General features: G+C 41.2%; 26 protein-coding genes. 24 read left to right on the forward strand and 2 right to left on the reverse strand.

Translation table 11 applies throughout. The annotated features are described in order from the left end of the window. Positions 1-25: 25 nt before the first annotated feature. The 9 genes from E2491_RS00310 (at position 26) to E2491_RS00350 (ending at position 8,300) form a co-directional block, all read left to right on the forward strand. Complete coding sequence (locus E2491_RS00310) at positions 26-541, forward strand: hypothetical protein (RefSeq protein WP_134371396.1); 516 nt, start codon at positions 26-28, stop codon at positions 539-541. After that, positions 525-1,136 carry an HD domain-containing protein gene (locus E2491_RS00315; RefSeq protein WP_166805744.1) on the forward strand — a complete coding sequence of 204 codons (612 nt, stop codon included), beginning with the start codon at positions 525-527 and terminating at the stop codon, positions 1,134-1,136. The genes E2491_RS00310 and E2491_RS00315 overlap by 17 nt, the downstream gene beginning before the upstream one ends. Then, a complete protein-coding gene (locus E2491_RS00320; RefSeq protein ID WP_134371398.1) occupies positions 1,133-3,010 on the forward strand; it encodes an ABC-F family ATP-binding cassette domain-containing protein in 1,878 nt (625 codons plus the stop codon). Before E2491_RS00315 ends, E2491_RS00320 begins: the two co-directional genes overlap by 4 nt. Positions 3,011-3,071: 61 nt before the next feature. After that, a complete protein-coding gene (locus E2491_RS00325; RefSeq protein WP_134371399.1) occupies positions 3,072-4,208 on the forward strand; it encodes a conserved virulence factor C family protein in 1,137 nt (378 codons plus the stop codon). After that, the gene (locus tag E2491_RS00330; protein WP_134371400.1) at positions 4,208-4,642 is read left to right on the forward strand and encodes a BrxA/BrxB family bacilliredoxin; all 435 of its coding nucleotides are present in this window, start codon (positions 4,208-4,210) and stop codon (positions 4,640-4,642) included. Before E2491_RS00325 ends, E2491_RS00330 begins: the two co-directional genes overlap by 1 nt. 44 nt (positions 4,643-4,686) lie before the next feature. Then, the gene (locus E2491_RS00335; RefSeq protein WP_134371401.1) at positions 4,687-5,469 is read left to right on the forward strand and encodes a class I SAM-dependent methyltransferase; all 783 of its coding nucleotides are present in this window, start codon (positions 4,687-4,689) and stop codon (positions 5,467-5,469) included. 485 nt (positions 5,470-5,954) lie between these two features. Continuing rightward, complete coding sequence (locus E2491_RS00340; protein WP_134371402.1) at positions 5,955-6,542, forward strand: YpjP family protein; 588 nt, start codon at positions 5,955-5,957, stop codon at positions 6,540-6,542. A gap of 323 nt (positions 6,543-6,865) precedes the next feature. Beyond that, positions 6,866-7,807, forward strand: coding sequence for a thymidylate synthase (locus tag E2491_RS00345; RefSeq protein ID WP_134371403.1), 942 nt, complete (start codon positions 6,866-6,868; stop codon positions 7,805-7,807). A gap of 10 nt (positions 7,808-7,817) precedes the next feature. Beyond that, the gene (locus E2491_RS00350; RefSeq protein WP_134371404.1) at positions 7,818-8,300 is read left to right on the forward strand and encodes a dihydrofolate reductase; all 483 of its coding nucleotides are present in this window, start codon (positions 7,818-7,820) and stop codon (positions 8,298-8,300) included. A 196-nt stretch (positions 8,301-8,496) separates the two neighbouring features. Here E2491_RS00350 and E2491_RS00355 read toward each other — a convergent pair whose 3' ends face one another. Together E2491_RS00355 and trhA are read right to left on the reverse strand one after the other, a co-directional pair. Further along, a complete protein-coding gene (locus tag E2491_RS00355; RefSeq protein WP_134371405.1) occupies positions 8,497-9,090 on the reverse strand; it encodes a hypothetical protein in 594 nt (197 codons plus the stop codon). A 354-nt stretch (positions 9,091-9,444) separates the two neighbouring features. Next, positions 9,445-10,080: a PAQR family membrane homeostasis protein TrhA gene (gene trhA, locus E2491_RS00360; protein ID WP_134371406.1), complete on the reverse strand. Its 636-nt coding sequence runs from the start codon at positions 10,078-10,080 to the stop codon at positions 9,445-9,447. Between the two features lie 237 nt (positions 10,081-10,317). On the opposite strand from trhA, the gene E2491_RS00365 reads away from it, so the two are divergent. From E2491_RS00365 to E2491_RS00435, 15 genes are all read left to right on the forward strand, one after another. Next, complete coding sequence (locus tag E2491_RS00365; RefSeq protein ID WP_134371407.1) at positions 10,318-11,139, forward strand: DegV family protein; 822 nt, start codon at positions 10,318-10,320, stop codon at positions 11,137-11,139. Positions 11,140-11,285: 146 nt separating this feature from the next. Next, the gene (locus E2491_RS00370; RefSeq protein ID WP_134371408.1) at positions 11,286-12,101 is read left to right on the forward strand and encodes an SGNH/GDSL hydrolase family protein; all 816 of its coding nucleotides are present in this window, start codon (positions 11,286-11,288) and stop codon (positions 12,099-12,101) included. Then, positions 12,091-12,666 (forward strand): YpmS family protein, encoded by a 576-nt coding sequence (locus E2491_RS00375; RefSeq protein WP_166805745.1) that lies wholly within the window; start codon positions 12,091-12,093, stop codon positions 12,664-12,666. Before E2491_RS00370 ends, E2491_RS00375 begins: the two co-directional genes overlap by 11 nt. 17 nt (positions 12,667-12,683) lie before the next feature. Continuing rightward, entirely contained in the window at positions 12,684-13,214 is a 531-nt protein-coding gene (gene msrA, locus E2491_RS00380; protein WP_134371410.1) for a peptide-methionine (S)-S-oxide reductase MsrA, read from the forward strand. A gap of 5 nt (positions 13,215-13,219) precedes the next feature. Next, entirely contained in the window at positions 13,220-13,645 is a 426-nt protein-coding gene (gene msrB / locus E2491_RS00385; RefSeq protein WP_134371411.1) for a peptide-methionine (R)-S-oxide reductase MsrB, read from the forward strand. A 94-nt stretch (positions 13,646-13,739) separates the two neighbouring features. Then, positions 13,740-14,240 (forward strand): PTS sugar transporter subunit IIA, encoded by a 501-nt coding sequence (locus E2491_RS00390; RefSeq protein ID WP_134371412.1) that lies wholly within the window; start codon positions 13,740-13,742, stop codon positions 14,238-14,240. Positions 14,241-14,318: 78 nt separating this feature from the next. After that, on the forward strand, positions 14,319-14,543 hold the full coding sequence (locus E2491_RS00395; RefSeq protein ID WP_134371413.1) for a YozE family protein: 225 nt from the start codon (positions 14,319-14,321) through the stop codon (positions 14,541-14,543). A 106-nt stretch (positions 14,544-14,649) separates the two neighbouring features. Further along, positions 14,650-15,354, forward strand: coding sequence for a purine-nucleoside phosphorylase (deoD, locus tag E2491_RS00400; RefSeq protein ID WP_134371414.1), 705 nt, complete (start codon positions 14,650-14,652; stop codon positions 15,352-15,354). 171 nt (positions 15,355-15,525) lie between these two features. Next, on the forward strand, positions 15,526-17,094 hold the full coding sequence (locus E2491_RS00405; RefSeq protein WP_371414438.1) for a S41 family peptidase: 1,569 nt from the start codon (positions 15,526-15,528) through the stop codon (positions 17,092-17,094). 90 nt (positions 17,095-17,184) lie between these two features. Next, positions 17,185-18,114, forward strand: a complete 930-nt coding sequence (locus tag E2491_RS00410; protein ID WP_134371415.1) for a CobW family GTP-binding protein — start codon at positions 17,185-17,187, stop codon at positions 18,112-18,114. Continuing rightward, on the forward strand, positions 18,101-18,358 hold the full coding sequence (locus E2491_RS00415; RefSeq protein ID WP_134371416.1) for a hypothetical protein: 258 nt from the start codon (positions 18,101-18,103) through the stop codon (positions 18,356-18,358). The genes E2491_RS00410 and E2491_RS00415 overlap by 14 nt, the downstream gene beginning before the upstream one ends. Positions 18,359-18,657: 299 nt before the next feature. Continuing rightward, positions 18,658-19,491, forward strand: a complete 834-nt coding sequence (locus E2491_RS00420; protein WP_134371417.1) for a CAP domain-containing protein — start codon at positions 18,658-18,660, stop codon at positions 19,489-19,491. A 98-nt stretch (positions 19,492-19,589) separates the two neighbouring features. Then, entirely contained in the window at positions 19,590-21,098 is a 1,509-nt protein-coding gene (locus E2491_RS00425; RefSeq protein WP_134371418.1) for a spore germination protein, read from the forward strand. Beyond that, positions 21,082-22,164, forward strand: a complete 1,083-nt coding sequence (locus E2491_RS00430; RefSeq protein ID WP_166805746.1) for a GerAB/ArcD/ProY family transporter — start codon at positions 21,082-21,084, stop codon at positions 22,162-22,164. The genes E2491_RS00425 and E2491_RS00430 overlap by 17 nt, the downstream gene beginning before the upstream one ends. Beyond that, entirely contained in the window at positions 22,161-23,255 is a 1,095-nt protein-coding gene (locus tag E2491_RS00435; protein WP_166805747.1) for a Ger(x)C family spore germination protein, read from the forward strand. Before E2491_RS00430 ends, E2491_RS00435 begins: the two co-directional genes overlap by 4 nt. Positions 23,256-23,312 lie beyond the last annotated feature (57 nt).

Consider the following 23,312-nt stretch of genomic DNA (forward strand, 5'->3'; position numbering starts at 1 on the left):
AACAAAAAAGATAGGGGCGATGAAGGTGTTTGATCCTACAGCATTTGACAATCTGAAAACGGTTCTGGAAGGAACGGTATATGACCGTGACCTGGATGAAACGGTAAAAATCAGTCACCGCAGTGACACAATTGATATCGCTACACTGTGCCGGGAGTTTACGATCACTTTTTCAAGTGTCCCTCATACATATGAAGCGGATATGAAATTGTATGCAGATCTGAAAAAGCTGGCAGCAGAACTGCTTCCTGATCAATTGGTGGATCAGAAAGCAGGCGCTCTTGTGTCCATTATTTTCAGAAAAGATGGAGAGGGCTGGACAGAGGCTGAAAAAGAAATATTGTCTACTCAGTGGGGCAGGGAAAGATGTTATGAGTTAAGAACAGTAACCTCGACTAAAAACAGTCCTTACTGTGAAGCAGTAGTGAAATTTGACCGCACGATTACGGAAGATATGCTTAGAGACATAGAAGACATGGTTTATTTTGTGATTAAAACCATTGATTTACTGGATGAAACAGAAGATGAAAATGATAAGTGATGACCGTCTATCCTCCATTTATCAATCTGTCAAAACCTTTTATGATGAAGATCATACCGGGCACGGCTGGGACCATATAGTGAGAGTGGAAAGACTGGCATTGAAAATTGCCGGAATTGAAAACGAAGGTAACGAATCTTTAATCAGACTACTCGTGTATCTCCATGACGCAGGAGATGCCAAACTACATAATGATCAACAAGCAGCTGATGAATTTCTGATGAATATCATTAGAAAGGCAGGGTTTAATGAATCTGAAACGCAATTACTTTTAAGTGAGTCCGGTGCAATAGGATTTTCTAAAGCGAAGACACCTGAAACCGTTGAAGGAAGAATTGTTCAGGATGCTGACCGGCTTGATGCAATCGGAGCGGTCGGGATTGCGCGTGCCTTTACATATGGAGCTGTCAAAAGAAATGCGTTTTATTCAGAACACCAACCTGAAGATACGGTGATTCAGCATTTCTATGATAAACTTTTAACTCTTAGAGATAGAATGAATACAAAAACAGCGATTAAAATTGCCCATGAACGTCACCGTTTTATGGAGCAGTTCATCGGGCAATTTATCAAAGAATGGAATGGTAAGAAATGAAGCAGTGCAGATTAATCGACTTAACAAAAACCTACGGAGATAAAACCCTGTTTAATGACCTTAATTTAACCATCACTGAGGGTGAGAAGATTGGGCTGATTGGGGTTAATGGAACAGGGAAGTCGACCCTTCTGTCCCTGATTTCCGGCAGGGAGCTGCCTGATTCAGGTACCGTTGATCAGCCAAAGGATTTTACAGTGAGATTATTGGATCAGGATCCGGACCTTGATGGGGGACTATCCATTATGGAAACCGTTTTTAAAACGGATGCAAAAGTTGTTCAATTGATGAATCAGTTTGAAACGGCTCTTGCGGCTTATGAAAAGAATCCTGAATCCGCGGAAATTCAAGAGCAATTTATGTCCATTCAGCAGAAGATGGAAGAGGAAAAGGCCTGGGACGCAACTTCACAGGCAAAGACAATCCTCTCCAAACTCGGGATCAATGATACCAATCGTCAAATAAACGAATTATCGGGTGGGCAGAAAAAAAGGGTTGCACTTGCCCAGGTAATGCTTGAAACACCTGATTTACTTTTGCTGGATGAGCCGACGAACCATCTCGACTATCAAGCCATCGACTGGCTGGCCGGTTATTTGAAAAAATATAAAGGCGCGTTAATGGTTGTCTCCCATGACCGTTACTTTCTTGATGAAGTATCGACTGTCATGGTTGAACTCGAAAATGGTAAGGCCTATCAATATAAAGGTAATTATGAATCATTTATTGAAGCGAAAGCATTAAGAGAAGAACAGGAACAGGTGGAACAGCATAAGCACAATAGGTTATACCGCTCTGAGCTTGCCTGGATGAGAAAAGGGGCAAAAGCCAGAACGACTAAACAAAAAGCCAGGATTAAACGTTTTGAAGAGCTCGACAAAAAAACAGGTCCTGTCAATCAGGAGGATCTGACTATCAGTACAGTCGGAAGCCGATTAGGAAAACAGGTGGTGGAACTAAAAAATGTTTCAAAAGCGTTTAATGGAAAAAGAATTATTACCGGCTTTGATTTTATGCTCCTTCCTGGTGACCGCATTGGTATTGCAGGTCCAAACGGAAGCGGGAAATCAACGCTTATGGATCTGATCAGCGGGAGAATGGAGCCTGATTCAGGATCGGTCATCATAGGACAGACTGTAAAATTCGCCTATTTTTCTCAGGAAATCAAAGGGATGAATGAACAACTCCGCATGATTGAGTATTTGCGCGAAGAAGCAGAAGAGGCTGTGACCAGGGAAGGAAAAGTGTCTGTTTCACAAATGCTTGAACAGTTCCTGTTCCCGCCTTCTGCTCACGGTACACCGATTTATAAATTGTCAGGTGGAGAAAAGAAACGCCTCTATTTATTGCGCCTTCTCATGCAGCAGCCGAACGTTCTTCTTTTGGATGAACCGACCAATGATCTAGATACCCAGACACTGACGGTACTTGAAAACTTTATTGATTCATTTGAAGGAGTCGTCATTACGGTTTCCCACGATCGCTATTTCCTCGATAAATCAGCAGAAAAGCTGATCATTCTTGATTACGATCAGGAAGCTGAGGTTGTTTTTGATCGCTACAGTGATTATTTAGCTGCAAAGTCAGACGAAAAAACGGAGCAGACGGTTAAGGAAACAAAAAAAGAAAAACCTAAGCAGAGAGAAAAAAAGCGGCTCTCTTTCCATGAAAAAAAAGAATGGGAAGAAATTGATGATAAAATCGCAGCGGCAGAGGCGAAAATAGAATCGCTTGAACAAGAGCTGAATCAAACAGGCAGCGACTTTACAAGAGCGGATGAAATCATGTCAGAGCTTGAAAAAACGAATGATGAGCTTGAACAACTGATCGAGCGCTGGAGTTATTTATCTGAGATTGCTGAACAGGCCGATTAATTCATGCCTTTAACGGACTATGTTACAATGCAGATACAATGTTTGATCGGAGGGTGAACACTTGAAAATATTATCTATCGAACCAACACCAAGCCCGAATACGATGAAGGTCATCGTCGATGAAGCGCTGCAGGGCGGGAAAAGTAACAACTACAAAAAAGAGGACGCAGCAGATGCGCCATTGAAAATTAAGTCTCTCCTTGAAATTGACGGAGTAAAGGGAATCTATCATGTTGCTGATTTCCTTGCTGTAGAACGTCATCCGAAAGCAGACTGGCAACAGATCCTCCCGGCAGTCCGAGAAGTGTTTGGAGAGGAAACAGAAGCGGAAAAATCCGACCATAAGCCGGATGAACATTACGGTGAGGTGAATGTTCAGGTTTTGCAATTCAAAGGGATTCCTTTACAGGTGAAACTGCTGAATGGGGAAACTGAAAAACGTTACGGACTTCCGGATTATTTCGCACAGGCAATGGGTGAAGCACAATTAGAAGGCGACAATGTTGTCCTGCAGAGAAAATGGAAAGATTTCGGTGTCAGATACGGAGATCTGGATAAAATTGCAGCAGAAGTAACTGAGGAAATACTTGCATCCTACCCGGCCAGCAGAGTTCAGGCAATCGTGGAAGCATCCAGAGAAGCTGGTACAGAAGCACCTAAAAGAGAACTCAGAAAAGTCAGTGCCGAAGAGCTAAAGAATGCAGACAGCTGGCAGGAACGTTACCAGCTGCTCGAGCAGATTCCTGAGCCGGATACAAGTGACTTTGACATGCTGAATGTTGCTCTGGAAGATGAAAAAGTGTCAGTTCGAAGACTGGCTGTCGTTTACCTCGGTATGATCGAGGATCTATCTGTACTTCCATATTTATACAAAGGGCTGAATGATAAAAACGCTTCAGTCAGAAGAACGGCGGGAGACTGCTTATCAGATCTCGGTTTTCCTGAAGCAGAGGATGAAATGGCCAAGGCTCTTACGGATAAAAATAAGCTGGTGAGATGGAGAGCCGCTATGTTTTTGTATGAAGCAGGAACTGAAAAAGCACTGGATGCTTTGAAAGCTGCACAGGAAGACCCGGAATTTGAAGTGAAGCTCCAGGTATTGATGGCAATTGAACGGATCGAAGGCGGAGAAGAAGCAAAAGGATCGGTTTGGAAACAAATGACGGAAGCAAGAAAAGCAGGAATGGAGGAATCCTAATGTCAATGGCATACGAAGAATATATGAAGCAGCTCGTAAAACCGATGAGAGAAGAACTGACGCAGGCAGGGTTTCAGGAGCTTCGAACGGAAGAGGAAGTTGAATCATTTTTAGAAGAAGCAGAAGGTACGACACTAGTTGTGATCAATTCTGTCTGCGGATGTGCAGCTGGCCTGGCAAGACCTGCTGTTACCCAGGCACTAATCACACATGATAAAGAGCCGGATCACCTGGTGACGGTTTTTGCCGGTCAGGACAGAGAAGCGACTGCAAAAATGCGTAACCATTTCCCTGATTATGAGCCGTCATCGCCTTCTATTGTGTTATTAAAGGAAGGCAGGGTCGCTCATTTTATTCCACGTGAAGAGATCGAGGATCACAGCGTGGAAGAGATCGTTGAAAATATTAAAGGTGCAATGGATCTGCATTGCTAAAAGCGCCAATATGGCGCTTTTTTATATGAGAGAAGGTGCAAAAGTTGATTATTACAACGTCAGGACGTCCAGAAAAAAAGTGCTTTGAAAATGCCGAGAGAGCTCGGTCGGCTTTAGGAGGATCCATTATTCAGCGGAAGAAACGCTCTGTTAAACAACTGATTGAACTGTATAAAGAACCTGTTCTGGTAGCCGGAACGGGCAGATATGAATATTATTCAGCAGACTCTTCCTCCCCATTCTTTTTCCACCCTAATTCCAGCGCTTTCCGGATCAAACGGATGAGAAAAGGAATGCCCGACCCGCTAATAGAAGCATGCGGACTAAAAAAAGGTGATGCATTTTTGGATTGTACAGCCGGTCTATGTTCAGATGCGATCACAGCCGCCTGTTTGACCGAAAACAAAGTAACAGCACTAGAAATTAATCCGATTACAGCATTTATCATCTCCGATGGACTGAAGCAATGGGAAACAGAAGATTCAGATTTGAAAAAAGCAATGGATAATGTAGAAATCATTAACACTCATTATGCTGACTTCCTGAAGAGCTGCATGGACAATGAGTTTGATATCATCTATTTTGATCCGATGTTTACAGAAGAGGTGCAATCAGAAGGGATTTCACGATTAAGACACCTTGCTGATGAGCATGATGATAGGCTTGGCGAAGCTATCAGAGAGGCGGAAAGAGTCGCAAGAAAATGCATCGTCCTGAAAGATCACTTCAGATCAGAAAGATTTCATCTCTATGGATTCACCCAACTAAAAAGACCCTCCACCAAACAGCACTATGGAGTGATCCGGGTCGATCGTAATATGACATAAGGTTATCATGTCATTTGTATGATCAAATGAAGGGTAACTCAATAAATTGAGTGGTTTTGTTCTTAAGCTTTAAGAATTCTATCTATACTTAAATGTAATGATTTTCTTGAAGGTGATTCTTTTTAAGTGACGGGGACATCCGGAGACTCCTGTGGCGGAAAGGTCAGGTGAAACCAGCTGGGCGAAGCGCAGGTGGGTTCACCGCCCGGCCACGGAAAGCGCAGGATGTCCCCGTCACGGTTCTTAATAATAAAAACAAAAAAACCGGTTCGCCCGGTTTTTTTCTTACTCTGCAAACTGAAGGTATACCATATAACCTAGTAGCATCAAAAACCCAATGCTGATTAACGTATCTTCCATTTGAATCCCTCCCGGTGAACGGACTTTAGATAAATAGTTGCAATTTTATGAAACCAAAAGCAAATCTGTTCGTATTCTAGTATAATAGAACATACCTTAATCATACAAGAAGGGATTTGCGGTTTATGCCAAACTGGTTAAAAAAATCATTTGTCGTTTTTATCTCGATCATCACATTCGGAATGGTTTCACCACAGGATCTATTTGCTAATGAAACAGGTGATTCTCAGCAGGGCACATCTATTTCTGAGAATGACAAACAGACTGGCAGTGACCTTCCTCTACTCGATAAAGAGACTTCTGCAGAACTTTTGATCTCCCAGGCAAGAGAAATCACAACGGCTAAACTCGGCGAACGGATTATGCCGAGAATCGAGTCTGACATTCAGTCTGAAGTATTGCCGAAAATGGAAGAAATGATTACGGAATTAATTTATACATATTCGGATGATGAATACTCTGAACTGATGATTTCACCTGCAATCGGTAAAGGTGAGGGGGAAAGGATTTTTCATATTATTGATGCGAAAACAAATGATGATGTCCTGTGCTTTCACGTAAGAAAAGACCGCCCGCCGCTGGAAGGCTACACATTTAATTTCCATTACCATACAGCAGAAGACGGCTTTGAAACGCATCATGAAATTGCTGACGTATACTGGGGAAAAGACACCCCTGCAAAATTCGGTTCTACAAGTTCGAATTTACATTAAATATTAAATAATTCATTTGCAGGAACCTTGGTGTGCTGGTTTCATCAACAACCTCAAGAAAATGGAATATTTTATCAAGAGGGCTGGTCTCACCCGTAGACTCCTGCGGCAGTGAAGCGACAGGTGAGACAGCGTAGTGCGAAGCACTAGCTGGCTCACCGCGCGGCCGCGGAAAGCGGAGGGTGAGACCAGCCCGGTTTTTACATACCAGATCATGAAAAACCACTGATGCAATTCGGTGGTTTTTCTGTTTCTGGAGGAATGGGGATCATTCTGTTAAGATAAACTCGTACATATTATTCGATACGAAAGGAAGTAGGTTCATGAAGGTTTATCACGATTTATTATCACATGTTCTAAATAACGGTGTGACGAAAGAAGACCGGACGGGCACCGGGACCATCAGTTCCTTTGGTCACCAGATGAGATTTAATCTTCATGAAAGTTTTCCTCTTATGACAACAAAACGTGTTCCGTTTAAACTGATCGTGAGTGAGCTGATCTGGTTTATCAGGGGAGACACGAATATTCGTTATCTTCTTGAGCATAACAATCACATCTGGGATGAATGGGCGTTTAAAAAGTGGGTTGAATCAGCTGAATATAAGGGTCCGGATATGAAGGATTTTGGACTTAGGAGTCAGCAGGATGAGAAATTTAACCTGCTTTATGAAAAGGAAATAAATGATTTCAGGGAGCGGATTTTAAATGATGATGAATTCGCTGCAAAGTACGGTTCCCTCGGGTCAGTTTATGGTGAGCAGTGGAGGAATTGGAAAACATCAAGAGGGGAAACGATTGATCAGCTAAAGGATGTTATTCATTCGATCAAACATAACCCGGACTCAAGAAGACACATTGTCAGTGCCTGGAATCCTGAAGACATACCTGTTATGGCTCTGCCACCGTGTCATACACTTTTTCAGTTTTATGTTGCTGACGGTAAACTTTCCTGTCAATTGTATCAGCGCAGTGGTGATTTGTTCCTTGGCATTCCATTTAATATTGCCAGTTATGCGCTTTTAACACATTTGATTGCAAGAGAATGTGGTCTTGAGCCGGGTGAGTTTGTCCATACGATCGGTGATGCACATATTTATTCCAATCATATTGATCAGGTGAAGCTGCAGCTGTCAAGGGATTTCAGGGAGCTGCCGTCCATCAGTATTCAATCGGACAAGTCACTGTTTGAACTTGATGTTGAGGATATTGTGATTCAAAACTATCATCCGCACCCTGCTATTAAAGCACCGGTAGCCGTTTAGGAGGAAAAGTATGATTTCAATGATTGCTGCACACGGATCAAATAGAGTGATCGGTAAAGACGGAGAAATGCCATGGCATCTGCCGGAGGACCTGAAGTATTTTAAAAATACAACCACAGGTAAAACACTTTTAATGGGACGTAAAACGTTTGAGGCGATGAACGGTCCTTTGAAAAATCGAAGAAATATTGTATTAACTTCAAATCAAGACTGGTCCCATGAAGGCGCAGAGGTCGTTTGCAGTCTTGAAGACGGTCTGGCGAAACTTAATGAAGAAGATGAGGGTTTTGTGATAGGTGGAGGAGAGATTTATAAGGCTGCGCTTAAACACGCTGACCGTCTGTATATTACGCTGATTCATGAAACATTCGACGGAGATGCTTACTTTCCTGAATATAGTACGGATGAGTGGACAGAAATATCGAGAGAAAAAGGCATTAAAAACGAAAAAAATCCATACGATTATGAATTTATCATTTTTGACCGAAAGTAAACGAATGTTAACTTCGAGCTGAGTATAACTGAATAGGAAATTATTCTGTTTGTAATCAATTATTTCAAAAATAAAACCAAAAGTGCCGGGTCATTCCATAGACTCCGTCGGTAAAGAAGCGACAGGTGAACCCGATGTGCTCCACACATCAGTTTCACCGCGAGGCCGTGGACAGCAATGGAATGACCTGGCACTTTTATTGTGCATTTTTCCAGAGAACCAAAACCGGTCCTATAATAGGAATCCATGATAGCCGTTTTAATTCTGCCTCAGGATAATACCTGTTAATAGCAAAAATAGATAACCACCATAACACAAACCAGTCTATTGTCATGACGGAAACAAGCTGTGATTGACGGAAAGCCTCAGCGTATGCGGCGAACGAAAAGCCCTGAAACAGAGTCAACATGTTTCCTGTAAAAATAATGATCAGGATCAAAAGCCAAATTTTTGATTGAAGAAAGGAAACAAGCCATCCTGGTGTTCTTAAAGATCGTTCTGCCTGCTTATCTCCGAATGCAAAATAGGGTAACAGTGCAAATGCTCCACCAGCAAAAGAAGCCAGTGAAAAAGGCCACGCAGGCCACTTCTGCCGGTCATTTCTCAGAAGGATCGTGAAGAAAACCATTGGGAAAATACCGAGTGAGTTAAATACAGCCAGCACCAGTGGATCAATCATTGCCCATTCACCTGCAAATACAAGCTCCAGAACGGGATCCGGGTTACTCGAACCAGGGGCTAAAAAGACTGAATAAGCCAGCAACACAAGCCAGATAATAAAAAATATCATACCATTCCACCTTTCATTCCAGGAATCTTAACTTGTCACTATCATAATAGAATGACATAACCTAAAGCGAACCTGAAGTGTGCATGATAAAAAAACCGCTTATTCACTGAGGTGAACAAACGGTAAAGGAATGTCAAATGAAATATGACATATAGTTGTTTTTTTGGGTATAAATGACTCGCCGAGCGGCCACAGAAAAGCGGAGGCGACTCGACAAGCCCCGACAAGCATAAGGCGAAGATGAAAAGAGGGCTGACCTTTGCCCTCGTTCACCTTTGACTTATGACCTCGAGGGGCTAGTTGCCGGAGCTAGACAAGAAGAGCGGCGGGATCCTCCGGTACGTTTCAAAATAATTAAGCATAAAAGTAAACACAAAAGTACATAAACGCACTACCTGCGATCACAAATAAATGCCAGATCGCATGGTTATAAGGAAGCTTTCTCCATACATAAAATATAGCACCTACTGAATAAAAAATTCCCCCGGTCAGAAGCAGAGCAAAACCTGAAGCTGTTAATTCCTGATATAGAGGCACAACAGCAATAATGATCAGCCAGCCCATAAGGACATAAAATAATGTTGCTATAATTTGATAACGATCAACAAAAAAGCACTTGAATACGATGCCTGCAGCGGCAAGTCCCCAAACGAGCCCGAAAATTGTCCAGCCTAGCGGGTCACGTATCGTGACGAGAACGAATGGCGTATAGGTTCCGGCGATCAAAAGGTAAATCGCTGAGTGATCCATAATCGCAAAAAGCTTTTTTAACTGCATCTTTCTTACACTGTGAAGCAGGGTTGAACATAGGTAGAGTATCATCATTGTTGTACCGAAAATAGTAAAGCTGACAACGTGCCAGGCTGTTCCGCGTTCAACTGCAGCCAGGATCAGCATGACGAGTGCGGGAATACTCAGTAAAAAACCAATGCCGTGAGTAAGTGCGTTCCAAAATTCCTCGCGGTTATCTTTATAATCAAATGTATCCATTCAGTCACCTCAAAATCCTTCATTTAATGTTTATTTTACTGGTAAATATTATATTGAGCAAACATTAATTTAAAGAAAAATCAGACTTGTGAATTACAAACGCTTACATAACAACGGGTGCAGCCTTTATATGACACTTGTCATTAATTTTAAATTCGCCGGGTTTTCAATGGGCAGCGCCTGCTTTCATTAGTATAATGAGTACAAGATAAATATGGATGATAAGGGGTTTTCAAAATGATTAAGATCGTAACTGATTCAACGGCAGATTTATCTGTACAGGAAATTGAGCAGTATGGAATCACAGTGGTACCATTAACACTGACAATTGACGGCGAATCTTACCTTGACCGGATTGACCTTTCTCCTTCAGAGTTTATGAAGAAGATGGCAGCTGCAAAAGATCTTCCGAAAAGCTCTCAGCCTTCTGCTGGTGCCTTTAAAGAAGTATATGACGAATTGAGTGCAGATGGTTCTGACATTATTTCTATCCATATGACAGGGAAAATGAGCGGAACTGTCAGATCAGCAGAAAGTGCCTCCGAGTTAACTAATGCAGACGTAACTGTAATTGATTCAGGCTTTATTTCAAGAGCACTTGCATATCAGGTCATCGAAGCAGCTAAGATGGCTCAAAATGGGGTTGAAAAAGATGAAATCCTGAAGCGTGTCCAGCATGTAAAGGATCATTCTCACCTGTTTGTCGTAGTTGATACACTTGAAAATCTCGTAAAGGGCGGGAGAATCGGAAAGGGCCGTGCCATGATTGGTTCCCTGTTAAATATTAAACCGATTGCTTCTTTAGCAGGAGGAGAATATACACCTGTCTCTAAAGCCAGAAGCCATAACCAGGTTGTAAAGTACTTATCCGGTCAATTTGAAAATGATACAACGGATAAATCAATCAGAGCAGTGGACATCGTTCACGCAGATGGACTGAAGCTTGCCAATATGCTTGATGAGAAGCTTCCGGCAACCGTGCGGATTGACGAAACCACACCTGTAATCTCCACTCACACAGGTGCTGGTGCAATCGGTTTTATGTACTACGCTGAATAATGACAAAGCACCGGCCCGTTATTCTCATTTTGAGGATGGTCAGCCGGTGTTTTTTATATGAGTTGAAATATTCGCTGAGCCTGATAATGTTTTATTATGTAATTGCGGTGATATACTAACAATAGCAGTTGAAAGAAGGTGGAAATATGAAGCGTTTATCAGCCGTTTCAGGAATATGTGTTGTGATGCTTTTAGCTGCATGTTCCCACCCGGAAAGTGTTCAGACAGACCGGGAAACCGTTGTTTTTGAAAAGCAGTTCCCGGACGAAGATTTTTACCCGGATCCGTTATCGCTTGTATCACTCGGTGATTCCCTCACTCAGGGAGTTGGAGACAGTTCCGGTGCTGGAGGATATGTTCCATTATTGGAACAAAAACTTCAGGAGAGAAGTGAAATAGGCGAGGTATCTATAGACAATTTCGGAAAAAGAGGGAACCGCTCTGATCAGCTTTTAAAGAGGGTTAAAGAAGAACAGGAAATACGCTCATCGATCTCTGAATCAGATATTGCGGTGATTACAATTGGTGGAAATGATGTAATGAAAGTGATCCGCTCCACTTTTCCTTCCATGACGTATGAGGATTTTGAAGGAGCAAGATTAATATATGAAGAAAATTTAACACAGCTGTTCAGTGAAATAAGGGAACTGAATCCGGATATCTCGATCGTATTAATGGGTATTTATAATCCTTTTTATATTTTTTCTGCCGATATTGAAGAAATGAGACTGATTGTGGAAGCGTGGAATGAGTCAGCTGAAACGATTGCGTCTGATTGGGAAAACACATCCTATGTCGAGGTTGCTGATTTATTCAGGCAGAATGATAATAATCTTTTACATTCAGATTATTTCCATCCGAACGATCAGGGATATTCACTGATAGCTGAACGAATAGAAGAAGGAGTACTGAATGTATATGAGAACGGTGCGGACGAAGGAGTTGAGACGAGTGAAGAATAAATGGAAATGGTTATTTCTAGGGTTACTGATGCTTTGTATCCTGACGGTGGGCTCCATTTTGTTTCTCCTGTACAGACCGGTGGCAGATGAACCGGTTCTTGCTAATGAAACGGTACCTCCGGAATCACAGGCTGAATTTCAGGTGACAACAACCCGGGAGGACCTGACGATTGTTGCAAACCGGTTTATTGAAGAAGAACTGGGAGGTGCGATTGATTATTCGGTCGTTTTTGAAGATAACGTTACATTAAATGGAGCCATACCCATTTTTAATACGAATATTGATTTCCAAATGACCTTTGAAGCAAATGCACTGGAGAATGGAAATCTTCTTTTAACACAGGAAAGCCTGTCATTAGGTGCGATTGATCTGCCCGTAGCGAACGTGCTGAAATTCATTCAGGATTCCTATGAGTTTCCTGAGTGGGTCGTGATGCAGCCGAATGAACAGCAAATCATCGTGCAGGTAACAGAAATAGATGTAGCGCAGGGGCTGAATGTTAAAACAAACCGTTTTGACCTTGAAGAGAACGATATTTCTTTCTCCATTTATGTTCCCAGATAATGAAGGAGTGATGAACAATGTCACGAGTTGAAAAAGCAACATTTGCCGGAGGATGCTTCTGGTGTATGGTTAAGCCTTTTGATGAACAGCCCGGTATTCTGAGCATCGTCTCAGGGTATACAGGCGGGCATACAGAAAACCCGACCTACAGAGAAGTATGCAGTGAGACTACCGGTCATAGGGAAGCGGTGCAAATTGAGTTTGATCCGGATATTTATCCGTATGAAAAACTCGTTGAGCTGTTTTGGACTCAAATTGATCCAACAGACGCCGGCGGACAGTTTTTTGACCGTGGAGAATCGTATAAAACAGCGATTTATTATCATAATGAAGAACAGAAAGAAACGGCACTTGAATCGAGAAGAAAACTCGAGGAAAGTAATAAGTTCAGAGCCCCGATCGTAACGGATATTTTTCAGGCTTCAACTTTTTACCCTGCAGAACAGGAACATCAGGATTATTATAAAAAACATCCGGTCCGTTACAATGCTTACTTCAGAGGGTCTGGAAGAAAAAGATGGATTGAGCAGTATTCGAACAAGGAGTGAATGAGATGGAACGCTTTGATAAAACGAAGTTGACACCAATGCAGCGCGAAGTAACGCAGAATAATGGAACTGAACCACCATTTCGAAATGAATACTGGGATGAATTCTCGGACGGAATATATGTTGATATCGTATCAGGGAAACCGCTATTCAGTTCCACTGATAAGTATGATGCAGGATGCGGCTGGCCAAGCTTTACAAAGCCGATCGATGAAGAAGAAATCGTTGAAAAAACGGACCGCAGTCATTTCATGATCCGTACCGAAGTCAGGTCCCACGAGGCAGATTCACATCTCGGTCACGTTTTCAATGATGGCCCAGGGCCGACTGGATTAAGATACTGCATTAATTCGGCAGCAATGAGATTCATTCCATATGAAAAGCTTGATGAAGAAGGATACGCGGGATATAAAGCATTATTTGATAGATAATCCTTGTGAATGAATGAACAATTTGATAAACTTCGATTTGCTGATGTTTATTCAGGATAAGAATGGTCTATACAGTAATCAGGAGCGTGATATCATGTTAAAGAAATTATTTGGAAAAAAAGAAGAAGCACCGAAGAATATTACAGTACATTCACCACTTACTGGAAAGCTTTTGTCACTTGACGAAGTACCGGATCCGGTTTTCTCCCAAAAGATGATGGGAGACGGAATCGCAGTTGAACCTTCTGATGGAAAAGTTGTATCTCCGGTTGATGGTGAGGTTGTTCAGGTTTTCCCAACAAAACACGCGATCGGATTAAAAGCAAAAAATGGAGCTGAAATCCTTGTCCACATTGGTCTGGAAACAGTATCGATGAACGGTGAAGGTTTTGAAGCTCACGTTTCAGAAGGATCAAAAGTCAGTGTGGGAGATCCTCTTGTAACATTCGATCTAGCGCTGGTAAAAGAAAAAGCGAAAAGCATTATTACTCCGGTAATCGTTACGAACGGTGACGATTTGGAAAGCATCAATAAAAAAGCGGCTGATCAGGTAACAGCAGGTACAGATGCAGTGATGGAAATCACAGCAAAATAATCAGATCACAAAGCTGTTTCAGGAGAGATTTCTCCTGAAACAGCTTTTTTTACCATCCGAAAAAGGGGGAGAACGATAATGAGTAAGTCCTTTTACCACTTTGTCATGAAATACAGGGAACCAAAGCCAAGGAACAATAAAGAGCTGCTGGCAAACAGAATATACGATGATCTGGATTTTCCAAAAAATCTTATAAGCTATAATGACGTGAGTCAATATATAGAAACGACGGACCTTTATTCTTCGCTTGCTTCCACATTTGATGAAGTTTGGGAAGAGTATACAACAAACAATAAGAGTTAGTAGTAATAAACTTAGTAGCAACTCCGAATGAGTTTATAATTAAAGTTGAAATATGCAATAAAAAAAGCTACAATAATAAAGCTTAAACGATAAAGGAGGAATTACTTTGAGTATACATATTGGTGCTAAAAAAGGAGATATCGCTGAAACGGTTCTGCTTCCTGGAGATCCGCTGCGTGCAAAGTATATTGCTGAAACATTTCTTGAGGATGTAACATGCTACAATGAAGTTCGTAACATGTTTGGATACACTGGAACATATAAAGGAAAGAAAATTTCCGTTCAGGGAACAGGAATGGGTGTACCATCTATCTCTATTTATGCAACTGAGCTTATGCAGGAATATGGAGTTAAAAACCTTATCCGTGTAGGAACATGCGGAGCAATTCAGAAGGACGTAAAAGTACGTGACGTTATTCTTGCCATGACGGCTTCAACTGATAACAACATGAACCAGCGTACATTCAAAGGGGTGGACTTTGCTCCAACAGCAAACTTTAACCTCCTTAAGAATGCTTATGAAGCTGGTGTTGAAAAAGGCTTGAAGCTTCAGGTTGGTAACGTATTTACTGCCGACATTTTCTATGATGATAATGCAGAGCACGAGCTTTGGGCTCAACACGGAATTTTAGCTGTTGAAATGGAAACGTCAGCACTTTATACACTGGCAGCTAAGTACGGCCGAAACGCCCTTTCTGTTCTTACTGTGAGTGATCACATTCTTACTGGGGAAGCTACTTCATCAGAAGAACGTCAGGTTACATTCAATGACATGATCGTTGTTGCACTTGATGCGGCAATTGCAGAGTAATTAACTGGAAGGACTGGCTTACTTTAAAGTCAGTCCTTTTATAATGGAGTCATGAAAGTGACAAAGATTAAAGTGTGCTAAAAGAGTCATACGATCTCTCTGTTTTGTCTTTCATCCTGAGGTTAAAGCTGTTAAGATGTAATAGATTATCTTCATTTAGGAGACAGGACAGTGCCCGAAAAGGAAAGTGGTGAAAAGATGGATAAGGACCCAAATGTTCAGGACAATAATGGACCTGAGCAGGAAGTCGAGGAGACAAAAGAAACGGTCTCCAGGTTTGTTACGATTAAGAAATTTCATTTGGTGATGATTCTGTTTTTTACCGTCATCTTAACCGCCGGCGTTTCCATTTTCGCTCTTTCATTTGGTGAGGAAAAAGCGGTTACGGTTGGGGTTCCTGAAAGAACAGAATTCAACAAGCTGTATAATGTTTATGACAAAATTCAGGAAGACTATATTCTTGAAATTGATAATGAAGAATTGATTAATGGTGCTGTCAACGGGATGATTGATGCACTCGGTGATCCATATTCTGATTATATGAATCAGGACGAGGCTGCTCAATTTAACGAGAATATCACCTCGAGTTTTCAGGGGATCGGTGCAGAGATTCAATCTATAAATGGTTACATTACCGTTGTCTCTCCGATCAAAGGTTCTCCGGCTGAAAGAGCAGGAATTCTGCCTAATGATCAGATTCTCAGTGTAGACGGAGAAAGTATCCGTGGTATGAGTGCTACAGAAGCTGTCATGCTGATCCGTGGTGAAAAAGGAACTGATGTTACACTTTCCATCCAGCGACAGGGATCTGATGAACCGATCGAAGTGACGATTACCCGAGATGATATCCCACTTGATACGGTTTATTATGAGATTGATGATGATAACAAGATAGCCACGGTACAATTAACGAGCTTTTCCGAGACTACTTTTGATGAGCTGACAGAAGCGCTTGCAGACCTGGAATCACAGGGTATGGAAGGTCTTGTACTGGATCTACGTCAAAATCCGGGCGGGCTGCTTCCACAGGCGATCTCAATTGCCAATCTCTTTGTTCCAGAAGGTGAAACCATCGTCCAGATTGAAGAGAAAAATGGTGAGAAACAAATTATTTCAGCTCAGGAAGGTGACAAGGTTACTGTTCCAACAGCCGTTCTCATCGATGAAGGAAGCGCAAGTGCATCAGAAATCGTAGCTGCAGCAGTAAATGAAACGGCAGATATTCCACTGTTCGGTAAGACGACTTTCGGTAAAGGAACGGTTCAGACTGCTGAAGATTTCAGTGATTCCTCAAATATTAAGATTACAACAGCCCGCTGGCTGACACCTGAAGATAATTGGGTTCATGAAGACGGAATCAGTCCAACGACTGAGGTGGATCTTCCAGAGTATGCGACACTGCCATTCTTAAATATTGATGTTGAACTGAAAGAGTCCATGGTATCTGACGAAATTCAGACGCTTGAACAGATGCTTTCAGCTCTTGGCTATGAGACAGGGGAAGCAGATGGTTTATTTGATGAAAACACTGTTTCCGCAGTTGAATCTTATCAGGCTGATAGCGAGCTTGAAGTGACAGGTACCGTGACACCTGAAACGGCATCAGCCATTATGCTGAGCCTGAGAGAACAATTACAAAACGATGATCCACAGCAAAATGCGGCTGTTGAGTATTTGATTCAGGAAGCTGGTAATGCTCCGGCGGAAGAAGAGAATTCAGAAGAGGATTCAGCAGCTTAAATTGCTGGAAAAAAGGTCTGGTTGAAGCTGAATAAGCAGCTGCCAGACCTTTTTTTTTAATAAAATGATTTATAAACAGAGGTGAAAGCAATGACAACAAAAAAACCTGTCTACATATTATCGGGATTTCTCGGAAGCGGGAAAACGACACTTCTTAAACAGCTGATCACATTCGAAAAAGATCAATCCCGCAAACCGGCAGTTCTAATGAATGAAGCTGGAAGTGTATCAATTGATTCTTCCGAAGTTGATGAGGGTATTCCACTTGCTGAACTGCTGGATGGCTGCATTTGCTGTACCATTCAGGAGAAGCTTGAGAGTCAGCTTCAATCACTCTTGATAAAAGAAGAGTTTGACAGCCTGATTATTGAGACAACCGGTGCTGCTCACCCTGTAGAGGTCGTTGATTCAGTAATGTCTCCATTATTCGCCCACCATTTTGATTTTAAAGGGATCGTGACAATCGTCGATGTACATCAGTGGAGCAATAGAAGCGCATTTCCTGTTCAGGTGCTCCAGCTGATGCGGGAGCAGGTTCGCCATGCAGGTGTTATCCTGTTAAATAAAACAGATCTGATCAATGACATGCAGGCTGCTTCGATTGTCGGGGAGCTTCAGGAAATTAATCCTGATGCACAAATCATCATGACCACCTATTCAAGTGTGAATCCAACAGTTCTTCACGCACTCGGTTATAATAGAAAGGATGCAGTACCGGTTCGTGCTGATAAGGATTTGAATTTAAAAACAGTTGTTTACACGTTTAATCACCGTATTAAGAGACACGTTTTTGAAAATTGGCTGAAGGCTCAGCCTGATCATATTTACCGTATAAAAGGCTTTGTGCCATTTGAAGATGAAAAGCACCCCGTTTTATTTCAGTATTCATACGGCATGCCGCTTTATTTCATGCAGGATATGAACATGCCGACGAACCTGGTGGTCATCGGGAGCGGTCTGGATAAAAAGAAAGTGACTGATTCACTTTTGGAATTGGAGCATAAACATGAATCAGGATGAAATACTGACTTTGTACAGCAGCCTTTGGCAAAACAGAGAGTGGCGTTCTTTAGAGGAAATGATTGATTCGGTTCACCAGGAATGGCTCGATCAGAATACGCATCCAAGATTAAGAAAAACCCCTGATGAAAAATTTATCATCAGTATTGAAAGGATTACAGGTTCCTCACTGACAAAATTAGAGCAGAGAAAGCTGGTACTCTTTTTATCAGATTTATATCGTCAAACTTATTTTAATGATTGAAATACAGCAGTCATAATTGTAAAAAATATTAAAATCTGAAACTTTGTCAATCATAAAATTGCGGTAATTGATACCATGTTACGCAGATGTTCGGTTAATCAGGAAAAATTGTCATTCAATCCATAACCATCCTGATCCATTATTTTAAAGCATTAAACTCTATTCAGGTGCTAAAAACAGGAAATATCATTCCTGTTTTTAGCACCTTTTTTGTTTGTATAATCCTTCCTTAAATATGACAGAAAATCCGATGGTAGGATAAGAGTGTCAACAGACACAAAGTTAAGGGAGGAAATATAATGTTAAAGAATTTAATTGTTGCCACTACCGTCTCAGCGCTTATGTTATCTTTTACCGGTCAGTCTGCAGATGCCCACAGCAAAGACCAGCAGAAGCCTTATATCTACTACATGCAGGTCAACTCATTAAATATTAATGAATTACAGGAGAAAATTAATCTTCTTCTGCAAAATCATAAATCTATGTATCTCCAAAATAAAAAAGCATTTCAGGAAAAGCCTGTGCCTGCTGAGAAATCAGACGCTCCTGCTGCAGAGCCAGTAGCAGCACCGGCACCAGTGGCTGAGCAGCCTGCTGAAGAGCAAGCTGTAGCAGTACCAGAACGAACTCCAGCTCAAAATGAGGCACCGGAAGTTGAGCAGTCTGAACCGGCTCAAGCCCAAAATGAAGCACCAGCAGTTCAGCAGCCTGCACAAGAAGTGGAAGAGCAAAAGGCGCAACAGTCAGAGCCTGCCATTTCATCCTTTGAGCAGCAGGTTGTCAACCTGACAAATCAGGAACGTGAAAAAGCAGGGCTTGCACCTCTATCAGTAGATCAGACATTAGCTAAAACAGCAAAAGAAAAATCACTGGACATGCAAAGAAATAATTACTTCTCACATACGAGTCCAACATACGGTTCACCATTCGATATGATGAAGCAATTCGGCGTCCAGTACCGCAGTGCAGGTGAAAATATTGCGATGGGTCAAAGAACACCTGAAGAAGTCGTGAAGGCATGGATGAACAGTCCTGGCCACAGACAGAACATTCTTAGTTCTTCTTATACGCATATTGGTGTAGGGCACGCTGAGAACGGCAACTACTGGACACAAATGTTTATTGGAAAATAATATGCAAAAAGCCTCCTTATGGGGGGCTTTTTCTGTTATATCCGGAAATGAATAAAACACGGTATCTTTTCCCATACTGAAGGTAAGGAAGTGGTCATATGAACGAAAAATCCGGTAAATCGTTTAGAAAAATGCAGTACATTCGTGAATGTCAGTCGCTGGACGAGCTGATTGAACAACTGTCCTTTCATATGGGAAATACACAGGATCTCGTCACAGTAAAGGTGCAGTTTGCAGATAAAGAATCCGTTATTATTTATCTGGAATCTACAACAGACACAAACCAGCTTGAGAAGACATTTGAATGGCTTACGAATGTGTATTGGGCTTCAGATGAACCAACAGAAACGTTAAGAATAGCTCAGGTTGAAAGGGGTCAAACCCTGGATGATACAGCAAAAAAAATACTTCTCGGGGACACCTACTTGTTTTCTATGGAACAAGGCTCATGGATTACATACAAAATTGGCAGTCCGCTTGTACTTCAAAGAGCCATTCAGGAGCCCAAAAACGAGCAGATAGTACGGGGTGCACATGCGGGATTTAATGAAAATATCATTACTAATCTTTACCAGGTCCGCTCGAGATTGAAAAGCCCGCATCTGGTCATCAGATATTTCACAATTGGTGAGTTGTCACAAACAAAATGTGCATTATTGTATCTTGATCATGTTGCTAATCCAATGATCATTGAAGAAATCACGATGAGGCTTCAGTCAATAAATACTGACGTTTCTTTTAGTATTGGAACAATTGAAGAATATATTGAAGATGATAATTTTTCTCCTTTTCCTCAGTTATTAAATACCGAAAGACCGGACCGGGTTGTAGGAAATCTGGCAGAAGGGAGATTTGCCCTGTTGCTCGATGGTTCACCTACTTCATTAATTGCACCTGTTAACTTCTTTGCATTTTATCAGTCACCGGATGATTATAATGGCCGTTTTATGGTTGGAACATTTTATAGGCTATTGCGGATTGCAAGTTTCTTAATCGCTCTTTTACTTCCTGCTATTTATATTGCAATTATCAGTTTTCATTTTGAAATTATCCCTCAGGATATTACCCTGCCAACTAAAAGGGCGATCGAAGATATACCGTATCCTCCATTATTTGAAGCACTTTTGCTGGAATTAACGATTGAATTAATCCGGGAAGCAGGGATAAGACTTCCAAACCCGATCGGACAGACAATCGGGATCGTTGGGGGTCTTGTAATCGGAGATGCAGTGGTTAATGCAGGATTCATCTCGAACATCATGATCATAGTTGTTGCTTTAACAGCTATTTCCTCCTTTGTTGTGCCGTCCGTTGAAATGAATACCACAGTCAGAATTTTAAGGTTTCCATTTATGATTTTGGCTTCATTATTTGGATTCTTCGGTGTCGCGATCGGATTAATCATTCTGACTATACATCTGATCAGATTGGAGTCCATGTGCACGCCTTATTTATCTCCTTTTGCACCATTTCACCTGACTGCCGTTAAAGATATGTTTTTGAGGTTTCCAGCTTGGAATCAGACCCAGAGACCCGCTGATGCTATGCCGATTAATAAAAAGCGTCATGGGAAGAACAGGTGGTGGAAGCATGAACGAAAAAAATGAAATCTCAGGATGGCAGCTCTTTTTTTTAATTGTCCAAACACAAATTGGAGTAGGAGCACTTTCAATGCCTGCTGATATTTCAATTGAATCGGGCCACGACGCATGGATTTCTCTCGTTATTGCAGGGGTTCTGATGCAGATTCTAATACTTTTTTATTTCTGGATGATGACGACCGCAGGGGATATGAGTTATTTCGACATTACCAAAAAAGCTTTTGGGAAAATTGCGGGTAGATGTTTGATTGCACTTTATAGTATTTATTTTATATATGTTGTTATTGTTTCCAACATCAGTTTTATCAAAGTCATCTCAGAATGGATTTATATGGACACGCCAAGATGGGTACTAATGATATTGTTCCTCTTACCGGCTGTTTATCTTGTTCGTGGACATGTATCAACCATTGCCAGATTTTCAATGCTTGTTTCGTTTTTTCTGCCTATTTTGGTTTTCATCCTTTTATTCGTATATACCCAGCCGGAGTTTTTATATTTACTCCCTGTCGGAGGAGAGGGAATAGAAAACATTTTGAAGGGATTAAGGCCTGCACTATTTGCTTTACTGGGGTTTGAAGCATTTCTTTATTTCAGTTCATATGTTAAGAAGGATCGGAAAAAAGAATTAAAAAAAGCAACATATGCAACCTTATTTGTTTTCATTTTTTATTTGTTCCTTATCATCACTACACAGGTGTTTTTTTATGTTGATGAGATTAAAATCATTCCTTATCCGGTACTCTACATCATGAAGGCATTAAGCTTTGTTATTGTTGATCGGGTCGATCTGCTGTTTTTAACTTTTTGGATGGTCATCGCTGCAACTTCGTTAATGAACTATTTATTTATCAGTTCCCAGGCTGTCAGGGATGTCTTTCTACTGAAAGATCACTCCAATGCTGTTGTGATCATTGCTTTGCTTGTCCTGTTCATATCGAGTATTCCAACAACAAAAACAGATGTAAAAGAATGGACAAATGTTCTACTATATCTTTCAGTGGTTTTCACAATTTTTCTCCCTTTTATTACTTTTATATTATTCAGGTTAAGGAGAAGGATCGAGAAATGAAAAAATATTTGTATTTATTACCGGCTATAATTTTACTATCCGGTTGCTGGGACCAAAATCTGTTGAAGGATGTTCAGTTAGTCTATACCGTTGGCTGGGATCAGAATGAGGATGGATCGGTTACTTCCACTGCTTTGGCTCCTCCGATTGATCAGACTGTAGAGCATGTAAATAGATTGACAATAGAGGGTAATACATTGAGAGACGCGCGTTATAACATGGATGTATATGTTGCAGAACATATTGATTTTGCTAAGCTTCAAGCAGGAATCGTTGGAATTGATATGGCGAGAGACAAGCTGTATCCTTTTTTAGACGTGCTTTATCGTAATCCTAAGAATCATTTAAATGCCAGAATTGCCATGACGAACACCAGTGCAGCTGAATTACTGTCATCCAAAATTGACTCACAGAGAAATCAATCAGAATACTTTTCGGGTTTACTTGAAAGCTCTGAGTTAACAAGTGTAGTCCCGAATATATCTTTACAACGCGCCTGCACCATTTTATTTGATCCCGGCACAGATTTATACTTGCCTTATATTACTTATGAAAAAGATATGTTAAGGGCGAAAGTTTCCGGAATCGGACTATTTAGCAAACAGAAATATACAGACGTTTATTTGAATGAGGATCAAAGCGTCATCTTTAATATTCTTAATAATGAGACCAGTACGATTGTAACGTTAACAAAAAGAATTACAGACGGGAAAGAACCGGAAGTGTCCAATTGGGTTTCTGTAAATATTGAAAAATCAAAAACAGATATAAAAATAAAAGAGAACCCTTTTAGGGCAGAAATTACGCTGAAGGCAGATATTACCATTTCGGAATATGGTCCTGACCATTTACAAAGTGAAAAGAAATTGAATGAATTTAAAGCCTTTTGGGAAAAAGAATTAAAAAAGGATATTGATGAGATATTGGAAATAACACAGGAAGTTGAATCCGACGTTTTGGGAATCGGAAAGAGAACGGCCGCATTTAAGCCTGCATATTGGGATGAAGAAAGATGGCATGACATATACAGGGATATGGAGATTACTTCAAAAGTATCTGTCAAGATGATTGGTACGGGAATTATTGACTGATCAACATCACGAAGGTTAAAAGTTGCATTTCAGACATTTTCATTCATACTTGAAGTA

Origin of the sequence: Jeotgalibacillus sp. R-1-5s-1, from assembly GCF_004405105.1 — a bacterium.
Lineage (GTDB): Bacteria > Bacillota > Bacilli > Bacillales > Jeotgalibacillaceae > Jeotgalibacillus.